General features: G+C 68.3%; 13 protein-coding genes and 2 pseudogenes. 9 read left to right on the top strand and 6 right to left on the bottom strand.

Annotated features, from left to right (window positions below; translation table 11 throughout):
• Positions 1–22: 22 nt before the first annotated feature.
• A pseudogene (locus tag CWS39_RS19870) lies at positions 23–322 on the bottom strand (oxygenase MpaB family protein); the annotation flags it as partial.
• Positions 323–358: 36 nt separating this feature from the next.
• Between CWS39_RS19870 and CWS39_RS19875 the strand changes: the two are divergent.
• Positions 359–1,321, top strand: coding sequence for a cobalamin biosynthesis protein (locus tag CWS39_RS19875; RefSeq protein WP_102144643.1), 963 nt, complete (start codon positions 359–361; stop codon positions 1,319–1,321).
• On the opposite strand, the gene CWS39_RS19880 is transcribed toward CWS39_RS19875, so the two are convergent.
• Genes CWS39_RS19880 through CWS39_RS19890 form a run of 3 tightly spaced genes read right to left on the bottom strand, consistent with a single transcriptional unit; the run spans position 1,275 to position 3,224 of the window.
• Positions 1,275–2,084, bottom strand: a complete 810-nt coding sequence (locus tag CWS39_RS19880; protein ID WP_102144644.1) for an SURF1 family cytochrome oxidase biogenesis protein — start codon at positions 2,082–2,084, stop codon at positions 1,275–1,277. The genes CWS39_RS19875 and CWS39_RS19880 overlap by 47 nt on opposite strands.
• Complete coding sequence (locus tag CWS39_RS19885) at positions 2,084–2,590, bottom strand: low molecular weight protein-tyrosine-phosphatase (RefSeq protein ID WP_255413038.1); 507 nt, start codon at positions 2,588–2,590, stop codon at positions 2,084–2,086. The genes CWS39_RS19880 and CWS39_RS19885 overlap by 1 nt, the downstream gene beginning before the upstream one ends.
• Positions 2,583–3,224, bottom strand: coding sequence for an HAD-IA family hydrolase (locus tag CWS39_RS19890; protein WP_102144646.1), 642 nt, complete (start codon positions 3,222–3,224; stop codon positions 2,583–2,585). The genes CWS39_RS19885 and CWS39_RS19890 overlap by 8 nt, the downstream gene beginning before the upstream one ends.
• A gap of 58 nt (positions 3,225–3,282) precedes the next feature.
• Here CWS39_RS19890 and cobC point away from each other — a divergent pair, with 58 nt between their 5' ends.
• The 6 genes from cobC (at position 3,283) to CWS39_RS29690 (ending at position 7,796) form a co-directional block, all read left to right on the top strand.
• A complete protein-coding gene (gene cobC / locus CWS39_RS19895) occupies positions 3,283–4,305 on the top strand; it encodes an Rv2231c family histidinol phosphate aminotransferase CobC (protein ID WP_102144658.1) in 1,023 nt (340 codons plus the stop codon).
• On the top strand, positions 4,302–5,429 hold the full coding sequence (locus CWS39_RS19900; RefSeq protein WP_199178212.1) for a Nif3-like dinuclear metal center hexameric protein: 1,128 nt from the start codon (positions 4,302–4,304) through the stop codon (positions 5,427–5,429). The genes cobC and CWS39_RS19900 overlap by 4 nt, the downstream gene beginning before the upstream one ends.
• A complete protein-coding gene (locus tag CWS39_RS19905; RefSeq protein WP_102144648.1) occupies positions 5,426–6,163 on the top strand; it encodes a zinc ribbon domain-containing protein in 738 nt (245 codons plus the stop codon). The genes CWS39_RS19900 and CWS39_RS19905 overlap by 4 nt, the downstream gene beginning before the upstream one ends.
• Positions 6,160–7,257, top strand: a complete 1,098-nt coding sequence (locus CWS39_RS19910; RefSeq protein ID WP_102144649.1) for a bifunctional RNase H/acid phosphatase — start codon at positions 6,160–6,162, stop codon at positions 7,255–7,257. The genes CWS39_RS19905 and CWS39_RS19910 overlap by 4 nt, the downstream gene beginning before the upstream one ends.
• A 55-nt stretch (positions 7,258–7,312) precedes the next feature.
• Entirely contained in the window at positions 7,313–7,588 is a 276-nt protein-coding gene (locus tag CWS39_RS29685; RefSeq protein WP_233213598.1) for a hypothetical protein, read from the top strand.
• Positions 7,589–7,649: 61 nt separating this feature from the next.
• Positions 7,650–7,796: a hypothetical protein gene (locus CWS39_RS29690; protein WP_233213596.1), complete on the top strand. Its 147-nt coding sequence runs from the start codon at positions 7,650–7,652 to the stop codon at positions 7,794–7,796.
• Here CWS39_RS29690 and CWS39_RS19920 read toward each other — a convergent pair.
• Positions 7,785–8,363, bottom strand: coding sequence for a helix-turn-helix domain-containing protein (locus tag CWS39_RS19920; protein WP_102144650.1), 579 nt, complete (start codon positions 8,361–8,363; stop codon positions 7,785–7,787). The genes CWS39_RS29690 and CWS39_RS19920 overlap by 12 nt on opposite strands.
• 46 nt (positions 8,364–8,409) lie before the next feature.
• On the opposite strand from CWS39_RS19920, the gene CWS39_RS19925 reads away from it, so the two are divergent.
• Complete coding sequence (locus tag CWS39_RS19925) at positions 8,410–9,051, top strand: class I SAM-dependent methyltransferase (protein WP_102144651.1); 642 nt, start codon at positions 8,410–8,412, stop codon at positions 9,049–9,051.
• Here the strand turns inward: CWS39_RS19925 and CWS39_RS19930 are convergent.
• The gene (locus CWS39_RS19930; RefSeq protein ID WP_102144652.1) at positions 9,017–9,733 is read right to left on the bottom strand and encodes a 2OG-Fe(II) oxygenase; all 717 of its coding nucleotides are present in this window, start codon (positions 9,731–9,733) and stop codon (positions 9,017–9,019) included. The genes CWS39_RS19925 and CWS39_RS19930 overlap by 35 nt on opposite strands.
• Before the next feature lie 81 nt (positions 9,734–9,814).
• Here CWS39_RS19930 and CWS39_RS19935 point away from each other — a divergent pair.
• Positions 9,815–10,139, top strand: a pseudogene (locus CWS39_RS19935) (HNH endonuclease); the annotation flags it as partial.

The raw sequence follows: 10,139 nt of genomic DNA on the forward strand, positions 1-10,139 counted from the left end.
CAACCCGACTCCGGTGGCGGGGCGACACCGGACTTGACGCCGTCGACCGCACCAGCGCGTGTACCTTGTCGACCTCGCGGCGGATCAGTGCGCGGTCCTCGTCGGTGCCCATCGTCGCCGCAGCCAGGTACGTGCCCGTCGTGCGCGCCCGCTTGAACGGATGCTTGTAGACGTTGCCGCTGTCCACCGGGCTCTCCAGCACGCCGTAGCCCACTCCCGGCGCGGCCAGCTGCATGATGACGTTCGCCGCGGGCAGCAGCACCGCCGCGGGGTTGAGCAGATCGACGACCCGCCTCGGGTGCCGCGGTGGACCCAACCTCATGTATTCGAGTACACCACCTTGTGAGACGCTGCCGACGTGTTTGGTCCGCCCAGCCGCGCCGTCGGCATCGCGCTCGGGGTAGTCGCTGATCTGTTGCTGGCGGACCCGCGTCGCGGGCATCCGGTGGCCCTGTTCGGTCGCGGCGCGGCGGCGCTGGAACGGGCGACCTACGCCGATAGCCGCGCTGCTGGGGCATTGCATACCGGCGCGCTGCTGGGGGCGCTCGCCGCGCTCGGCGTCATTGCGGAGCGCATGGCGCGGCGTGGACCGGCGTGGGCGACGGGCCTCGCCGCGGGCGCGACCTATGTCTCGCTCGGCGGCACATCGCTGGCGCGCACCGGCGAGCAGATGGCAGACCTGTTGGCCGGGAACGACGTCGAAGCGGCGAGGCGGCTGCTGCCGTCGCTGTGCGGTCGGGACCCTGCAGTGCTCGACGCCGCCGGGCTGACCCGCGCGGCCGTGGAGTCGGTGGCTGAGAACACATCCGACGCAACGGTGGCCCCGCTGTTGTGGGCGGCGGTAGGGGGCGTGCCCGCGCTGTTGGTGTACCGCGGCGCAAATACCCTGGACGCGATGATCGGGCACCGTTCACCGCGCTATGCGCGATTCGGTTGGGCCGCAGCACGGTTCGACGATCTGCTCAACTTCGTCGCCGCCCGCGTGACGGCGGTGCTGGCCGCGGTATGCGCACCGGTGGTGGGTGGGTCTGCGATGGGGGCACTGCGGGCCTGGCGACGCGATGCGGCCCGTCACCCCAGTCCTAACGCCGGTGTGGCGGAGGCGTCGTTCGCCGGCGCACTGGGGGTACGGCTCGGCGGGCCGACGCAGTACTCGCACCAATTGGAGATCCGGCCGACGCTGGGCGACGGACACAGCCCGGCGGTCGCCGACCTGACGCGGGCGGTGCGGTTGTCGCGCGTGGTGCAGGCGATAGCAGCGCTGCTGGCCGTGTTCAGCGTCGCTTGCCGTAGCGGTCGGCGAGCTTGTCCTCGGTGCTGACGATTGCGGATTGGGCCTGCGCCTTGTCGCGTCGGCGCTGGCGGATTTCGGCATACACGAAGTAGCCCAACCCGATCGGGGCGATGATGCCGAACGCGATCCATTGAATGCCGTAGGACAGGAACGGCCCGGCGTCGAGATGAGGTAGGGGGACGACGCCCAGGCCGCCGGGTTGGCCCTCGATCAACTGCAGGTAGGAACCGGCCAGCGGCACACCGGTGACCGCGGCGATCTGCGCGGTGTTGATCGCGTACACCTGCTGCACTCCGTCCTCGCGGAACGGCTCCTTGCCCTCGGGTGCCGGTTCGGAATCCCGCAGCCGTGCGGTGATCGTCACGGTCTGGCTTGGGGGCGGGGGAATGGGCGGCACCTCAGATCCCTTCTCGGGCTTGACGTAGCCGCGGTCGACGAGCACCGTCGGCCCGCCGTCCACCGCGAACGGCACGAGCACTTCGAATGCCGGATCACCGTCGATCACCCGCAGCCGCGCCAGCACCTGCGCGTCGGCGAGATAACGTCCGGTCGCTGTCACGCGCCGCCACTGCTCGTCGGGTGCTGACGAATCCTGTTGCGGCAGAAGGCTTGTCACCGGAACCGGGTCAGCGGTCAGCGAATGCTCGATCTGCGCGTTCTCGCGCGACGTCTGGGTGTTCTTGCCGAGCTGCCACGGCGCCAGCACGGTGAAGCACAGGTAGGCGAATGCGATGACGACGACGATCAAGGCCAGCCACTGTGGCCGCAGCAAGAAGGCCAACCGTTGCATCAGCTTGCCAATCCCCGCTCGGCCAGTCGTTCGTCCACCCAGTCGTGCAGCCCGGGCAGCGCGGCTTCGATGACGGCGAACACCTCTTCGAAGTCCTCGTGGGTGCCGTAGTAGGGATCTTCGACGTCGAGTGCGTGCGCGCCGGAGCGGGGGTCGAACGACCGCAGCATCCGGATCCGGTTCGGCGGCACGCCCATTTCCCGCAGCATGCGCTCGTGATTGCGGCCCAACGCGACGACGAGGTCCGCGGCCAGATGGTCGTCGTTGATCTGGGCCGCGCAGTGGGTGGTCGGGTAGCCGTGCTCGCGCAGGACATGGCTGGCGCGGTCGTCGGCGGGGTCGCCGGCATGCCAACCGCCGGTGCCCGCACTGGTCACCCGCACGGCGTCGGAGAGCCCGCGCTCCTGGATCTGGTGGGCGAACATCTTCTCCGCCATCGGCGACCGGCAGATGTTGCCCGAGCAGATGAACGTGATGTGCAGCGGCCCGCCAGATAAATCAGACACCCAGCACCTCGCGCAGATCCTCAACGGAGTCGACATGTGCCCGCGCGGGCACCGCATCCGGCTCGTCGAAATCGTCGCGGCCGTAACCCCACCCGACCACCACGGTGTCGATTCCGTGTTCGGCGGCGCCCTCGACGTCGTGGCGGCGATCGCCGACCATGAGCACCCGCTCCGGCAGCGGCTGCAGCTGTGCCAGCGCATGGGCCACCACATCGGCCTTGCTTGCGCGGGTTCCGTCGACGCTGGCCCCGGCGATGACCTCGAAATGGTCGTCGAGGCCGAAGTGGCTCAGGATTCGCTGCGCCGTGGGTTCGGCCTTCGACGTCGCGACGGCCAGCCGGACACCGGCGGCCCGCAGATCGGCGAGCAGGGCGGGGATCCCGTCGAACAGGCTGTTCATCGCCCACCCGCGGGTGGTGTAGGCGGCGCGGTAGGCAGCGACGGCCTGCTCGCCGAGGCCCATCGCGCGCAGGGTGTGGTGCATCGGCGGGCCGACGATCCGGCTGGCCAGATCGCCCTCCGGGATGGGCGCGCCCACCTGGCCGAGCGCATGCCGAAAGCTCGACACGATGCCCTCGGCCGAATCGGTCAGGGTGCCGTCGAGATCGAATATCACCAGCTGCGGGGGTGCCATCACGTGTCCATTCTCCCCGACGGTGCTGGCGCGGCTGTTGGCGCATTAGTGTCGGGATGTGGCGACTCTTCTGCGTGCGGCCGCGCGCTATCACGGCGATGAGGCCGTGCGGCCCGGCATGGTGGATTTCGCGGTCAACGTTCGCTCTTCGACGCCGCCGCAGTGGTTGCGTGACCGGCTCGCGTCGCGGCTGGCCGACCTCGGCCGTTACCCGAGCGCGGCCGACCAACGACGCGCGATCGAGGCGGTCGCGACCCGGCACGGGCGGCGTGCCGACAACGTGGCGCTGTTGGCCGGGGCCGCGGAAGGCTTCTCTCTGCTGGCCAACCTGCGGCCGAGGTTGGCGGCCCTGATCGCGCCGTCGTTCACCGAACCCGAGGCGACGTTGACGGCGGCCGGGGTGCCCATCGTGCACGTCGTGCTGCCGCCGCCGTTCACATTGGCCGATGCGCGGGTGCCCGACGACGCCGATCTGGTGGTGGTAGGCAATCCGACCAACCCCACCTCGGTGCTGCACAGTCGCGACAAGATCCTCGCGCTGCGCCGGCCGGGCCGCATCGTCGTGGTCGATGAAGCCTTCGCCGACGCGATACCCGGTGAGCCGGCGTCGCTGGCAGCTGATGTGCTGCCCGATGTGGTGATCGTGCGCAGCTTGACCAAGACGTGGTCGCTGGCGGGCCTGCGGGTCGGGTACGCGCTGGGTCCGTCGCAGGTTCTCCGCACGCTGACGTCCCGGCGGGCGCACTGGCCGCTGGGCACCCTTGCGCTCGAGGCGATCGCGGCGTGCAGCACACCCGAAGCGATCACCGAAGCCGCCCAGGGCGCCGAGCGGCTGGCGGCACTGCGTGCCGAGATGGTGGCGGCCTTGACGGCTACGGGTGTGGACGTTGTCGACGGCCGCGCCCCGTTTGTGCTGTTCGGCGTTCCCGATGCCGAGTTGATGCGAAAACAATTGGACAACAAGGGAATTGCAGTGCGTCGATGTGACACGTTCGTCGGGTGGGACGGATCGTACCTGCGCGCCGCGGTGCGACCGGAATGGCCGCAATTGCTGAGCGCGATGGCCGAGGTGCTGCGGTGAGTGTGCGGCTGGCCGACGTCATCGACGTGCTGGACGAGGCGTATCCGCCGCAACTCGCCCAGGACTGGGATTCGGTCGGGCTGGTGTGCGGCGACCCGTCCGACAACGTCGAGAGCGTAACGGTCGCGGTCGACGCGACCGCCGCCGTCGTCGCCGAGGTGCCCGCCAACGGGTTGCTGCTCGCCCACCACCCGCTGCTGCTGCGGGGAGTCGACACCGTCGCGGCGAACACCGCCAAGGGCGCCTTGGTACACCAGTTGATTCGCACCGGGCGCTCGTTGTTCACCGCGCACACCAACGCCGATGCGGCGTCGCCGGGAGTGTCCGACGCGCTGGCCGATGCGCTCGGGCTCGCGGTCGAGGAGGTGCTGTCACCGGTGGCGGAAAACTTCGACATGGACAAGTGGGTCATCTACGTGCCGACCGAGCACGCCGATGGCGTTCGGGACGCGGTGTTCGCCGCCGGCGCCGGGCACATCGGCGACTATTCCCACTGCAGCTGGAGTGTCGCCGGGACGGGCCAGTTTCTTCCGCACGATGGGGCCTCGCCGGCCATCGGGACTGTCGGCACCGTCGAGCGGGTTCCCGAGGACCGAGTCGAGGTGGTCGCCCCCGCTCGGTTGCGCGGTCACGTGCTTGCCGCGTTGCGGGCCGCGCACCCCTACGAAGAGCCGGCGTTCGACATCTTCGCCCTGGCTCGTGTCCCGGGTGATACGGGGCTGGGCCGCGTGGGCTCGTTGCCGACGCCGGAGACGTTGGCCGCGTTCGTATCTCGCGTCCACGACGCGCTTCCGGCAACGTCGTGGGGGGTGCGCGCGTCAGGTGAATCCGACGCTATGGTGTCGCGGGTGGCGGTATGTGGGGGAGCGGGGGATTCACTGCTGGACGCTGTCGGCGCCGCCGGCGTGCAGGCCTACGTCACCGCCGACCTGCGGCACCACCCCGCCGACGAGCATCGTCGCGGCTCGTCCGTCGCGTTGGTCGACGTGGCGCATTGGGCCAGCGAGTTTCCCTGGTGTGGGCAGGCCGCCGAACTGCTCCGCGGTCACTTCGGTGACGCGCTGGCTGTGCGGGTCAGTTCGGTCCGCACCGATCCGTGGAACGTCGAAAGAATCGAGCCATGAAAGCTGAAGTCGTACAGCAACGTTCGCTGCTGGAACTGGCCGAGGTCGACGCCGAGCTGGCGCGTATCGAGCATCGCGCCGCGCATCTGGCCGAACAGCAGCGCCTCGAGCAGGTGCAGGCCGACCACCGCGCGGCCAACGACCGGCTGGCGGCGTTGCGCATCGCCCAGGAGGACCTGGACGCGGAGGTCTCCAAGTACGAGGCGGAGATCGACTCGGTACGCCAGCGCGAGGACCGCGACCGCGCCCTGCTGGACGGTGGGGCCATCAACGCCAAGCAGCTCAACGAATTACAACACGAACTGGAGACGCTGCAGCGTCGTCAGGCCAGTTTGGAGGATTCGCTGCTGGAGGTGATGGAGCGCCGGGAGGAACTGCAGAGCGAGCTGGCTGCGGCACTGGCGCGCATCGACGAATTACAGACCGAGCTCACCGATGCACAGCAGGCGCGCGATGAGGCATTGGTGACCATCGATCAGTCGCGGCAGCAATGCGCTTCCCGCCGTGAAGAACTGGTCGCGGCGCTGGATGCGGATCTGGTTGCACTGTATGAACGTCAGCGGGCCCGCGGCGGCGCCGGGGCCGGCACATTACAGGGTCGTCGGTGCGGGGCGTGCAGCATCGAGATCGACCGGGGGGAGCTGGCCAGAATTTCCGCGGCCGCTGAGGACGACGTCTTACGCTGTCCGGAGTGCGGCGCAATCCTGCTGCGCGTCAAGGACTTCGATCGGTGAGAGTCATCGTCGAGGCCGACGGCGGGTCGCGCGGCAACCCTGGACCGGCCGGCTACGGAACGGTGGTGTGGTCGGCGGACCACGAGACGGTATTGGCCGAGAGTAAGCAGGCGATCGGTCGGGCCACCAACAACGTCGCGGAATACCGTGGCCTGATCGCCGGTTTGGAAGAAGCCGCGAAACTCGGCGCCACCGATGTTGCGGTGTACATGGACTCCAAACTCGTGGTGGAACAGATGTGCGGGCGGTGGAAGGTCAAGCACCCCGATTTGATTCCGCTGCATCGGCAGGCCACTGCGCTGGCGGCGGGCTTCGAGCACATCAGCTACGAGTGGATTCCCCGCGGCCGCAACGCCCATGCCGACCGACTCGCCAACGAGGCGATGGACGCGGCCGCCGAACTGGATGCGCCGGCCGAACCGGTAAAAGCCCCCAAGACGATGTCGTCGCCCGCGGGTTGGACGGGCGCACAGGGCGCACCGACGCGGTTTCTGCTGCTGCGCCATGGACAGACCGAATTGTCCACGCAGCGGCGCTATTCGGGCCGCGGAAACCCGGCACTGACCGACATCGGTCGGCGTCAGGCTGATGCTGCGGCACAGTATCTCGCGCAGCGGGGCGGGATCTCGGCGGTGATCACCTCACCGCTGCAACGGGCATACGACACCGCGATGACAGCGGCCAAGGCCCTGCGCCTCGACGTCAGCGTGAACGACGACTTGATCGAAACCGACTTCGGCGCATGGGAAGGGCTGACGTTTGGTGAAGCCGCCCAGCGTGATCCGGATCTGCACCGCCGGTGGCTGCGTGATACCAGTGTCACCCCGCCCGGTGGGGAGAGCTTCGATGAGGTCCATCACCGGGTGCGCCGCGCGCGTGACCGGATCATCGCCGAACACGGCGGCACGACAGTGCTTGTCGTCTCGCATGTGACACCGATCAAGACGCTGCTGCGAATGGCGTTGGATGCCGGTGCGGGCATCCTGTACCGGCTGCACCTGGACCTGGCGTCGCTGTCGATCGCCGAGTTCTACCCGGACGGTGCATCGTCGGTGCGTCTGGTGAACCAGACGTCGTATCTGTCGGGAGACTGACATCGGCCCGTCCGTCTATTTGATCACCGGCATCCAGGCCGCGGGCAAATCCTCGGTGGCGCAGGCACTCGCGGAGCGGGTTGCCGCACGGTCCGTGCACGTGCACGGCGACCTATTCCGGCGCTGGATCGTCAACAGACGCGCCGAGATGAGCCCGCAACCGTCGCCGGAAGCCCTCGAACAGTCGCGGCTGCGGCATCGCCTCACCTTGCTGGTGTGCGACGGGTATATGGACGCCGGTCCGTGGTGGTGCAGGACGTGGTGCTCGGTGAGCACCTCGAGTACATGGCGGCGGCAATCCGTTCGCGCCCATTGCATGTGGTGGTGCTGACGCCGGATCCTGCTGCGGTACAAGCCCGGGAAGCCGGCCGCCCGAAGAATGCCTACCACCAATGCACGGTCGACGCCTCGACGCCGTGCTTCGTGTCGAGACACCGCGGATCGGGCTGTGGCTGGACACCACTGACCGCACGGTGGACGCGACGGTGGACGAGATTCTTGCGCGACCCGATCAGACGCAGGTCACCTCATCGGTGTAGGTGAAGCTTCTCACCATGCGGCCCGAAGATCGTGATGGCCTCGGCGGGCCCCTCGACTGCGCCGAACCAGTGCGGCGTCCAGGTCGAGAACTCCACGGCTTCACCGGGTTTGATGATGAAGTCCTTGTCGCCGAGGATCAGCCGCAGTCGCCCGGACAGCACGTACATCCAGTCTTGGCCCTCATGTACCGGTAATTCGGCCGGCGGCGTGGTGCGTTTCGCGCTGACCCGGATCTTGAACGCGTGCAGTCCACCCGCGGGACCCTGCCGCGTCAACGGCCAGTACGTCACACCGTCGTGAGTGTGCGAGGCACCTCTGACGCGTGGGTCTTCGGCCTCGGGTCCCCGCAACAGCTCGTCGGTGCTGACCGAGAGCGCAGCGGCCAGGCGTGGCAGATGATCCAGGGCGAGTCGCCGCTTTCCCGACTCGAGGCGGCTCAGTGTCGACACGTCGATCTGCGCCCGGGTGGCGACGTCTTCCAGCGTGAGTCCACGTTGGGTGCGCAGATCCCGCAGTCGGCGTCGCACCCGGAGATCGACAGAGTCATCGCGTGTCTTTGCCTGCATGGCAAACCAGCTTGGCAGTTAGTAGCGGCGCGGGCAAGATCGAGGCATGAACATCGATGCGAAGCAGCACTGGGAGGAGCGCTACGGCGAGCGGGACCGCGTCTGGAGCGGTCGCGTCAACACGCGGTTGGCCGAGATCGCCGCACCGCTCGATCCTGGGCGCGCACTCGATCTGGGCTGCGGTGAGGGCGCCGACGCGATCTGGCTGGCCGAGCACGGATGGCAGGTCACCGCGGTGGACATCTCCGAGACCGCGCTGCAGCGGGCGGCCGAGGACGCTCGGGTTCGAGGAGTGTCGGACCACATCAATTTTCAGCATCACGATCTGTCCGACAGCTTTCCCTCGGGCCGCTACGACCTGATTTCGGCGCAGTTCTTGCATTCCACCGTTCGGTTGGAGCGCGAGGATGTGCTGCGGCGCGCCGCCGGCGCCGTGGAGCCCGGCGGGCTGCTCGTCATCGTCGACCATGGCGAACCGCCGCCGTGGGCGAGGGAGCATATCCACGACCACCATTTTCCGAGCCCTGACGAAGTGGTGGAGTCACTGAATCTCGATGCGGCGCAATGGGAACGGGTCCGGGCAGAACCAGTCGAACGCGAGGCGACCGGTCCGGACGGCGAGACCGGGACGCTCGTCGACAACGTGATAGTTCTCAAGCGGCGTCGTGGAACACCAAGCCGAGGGTGAATCGCTCACCTGATCTGACGGCCGAGACGCCGTGGCGCACGGGCGCAGCCGACCATCCTCGGCTGGACCGCACCGGACGTTCCCGCGTCGTGAACACGAAGCCGTGCCCATGCGGCAGTTGCACGGCGGTGCCGCGGGATTGGGCGCGGGGCCGTTGTTCGACGAGCAGGAACTCCCCGCCGGTGTAGTCGGTATCCGGCTCGCTGAGGTTGATCACCACCTGTAAGGGAAACACCAAGTCGCCGTAGAGGTCTCGGTGCAGGGCATTCCAGTCACCGGCACCGTACTTGAGCAGGATGGCCGTGGATTTGGTCTGGCCGGCGGCGTGGCACATGTCGAGCCAGTCATCGAGGGTGTCCGGCCATGGCGCCGTGCGGCCGAGTTTGGTCCACCAGTCGCGGGCGATCGGCAGCAGGCGCGGGTACAGGGCGTGCTTGAGCGCTTCGATCGGCTGCGGATAGGGCCGTTCGAAGTAGCGGTACTGGCCCGCGCCGAATCGGTAGCGCGCCATATCGATGGTGCTGCGGAAGAGGTGGTCGTCGGGATAGAGCGCGCGGATCGACGACGCCTCGGACTTCTTCAGCAGCCGCGGCAGCAGCGCCCCGCCGAAGTCGTCGACTTCGGCTCTGATGGCATCCCAGTCACCGGAGTCGACGCGCTTCTGCCAGGTCGTTGCGGTCATCAGTGCCCTCTCCTCGATCTGTAGACGATGCCGGAAGCCGGTCTGTGAGGTTTGTCGGTGGGGTGTGGCATTATCGAATGTATGTTCGATTTGGAGGGGTTGGTGGGGGTGGATCCGCGTGCCGGTGAGGCTGCGTTGGTGGCCCGGATCGATGCGTTGGAGCGGGTGAAGTCGGCGGCGGCGGCCGGTCAGGCCCGGGCTGCGGCCTTGTTGGATGAGAAGCGGCGCGCCGCCGAGGCGGCGGCGGGGGTGCCCGCAGCCAAGCAGGGTCGTGGGGTGGCCAGTGAGGTGGCGTTGGCGCGGCGTGATTCGCCGGTGCGCGGGAATCGGCATCTGGGGTTGGCCAAGGCGTTGGTGCAGGAGATGCCGTATACGTTGGCGGCGTTGGCGTGTGGGGTGTTGACCG

This window comes from Mycobacterium hubeiense, assembly GCF_002838065.1.
Taxonomy (GTDB): Bacteria; Actinomycetota; Actinomycetes; order Mycobacteriales; family Mycobacteriaceae; genus Mycobacterium; species Mycobacterium hubeiense.

Coding starts and splice junctions, on each gene's coding strand:
- CWS39_RS19880 (WP_102144644.1), bottom strand. CDS start 2,084: ATGCAACGGTTGGCCTTCTTGCTGCGGCCACAGTGGCTGGCCTTGATC.
- CWS39_RS19890 (WP_102144646.1), bottom strand. CDS start 3,224: ATGGCACCCCCGCAGCTGGTGATATTCGATCTCGACGGCACCCTGACC.
- CWS39_RS19905 (WP_102144648.1), top strand. CDS start 5,426: ATGAAAGCTGAAGTCGTACAGCAACGTTCGCTGCTGGAACTGGCCGAG.
- CWS39_RS29690 (WP_233213596.1), top strand. CDS start 7,650: ATGCACGGTCGACGCCTCGACGCCGTGCTTCGTGTCGAGACACCGCGG.
- CWS39_RS19920 (WP_102144650.1), bottom strand. CDS start 8,363: ATGCAGGCAAAGACACGCGATGACTCTGTCGATCTCCGGGTGCGACGC.
- CWS39_RS19925 (WP_102144651.1), top strand. CDS start 8,410: ATGAACATCGATGCGAAGCAGCACTGGGAGGAGCGCTACGGCGAGCGG.
- CWS39_RS19930 (WP_102144652.1), bottom strand. CDS start 9,733: ATGACCGCAACGACCTGGCAGAAGCGCGTCGACTCCGGTGACTGGGAT.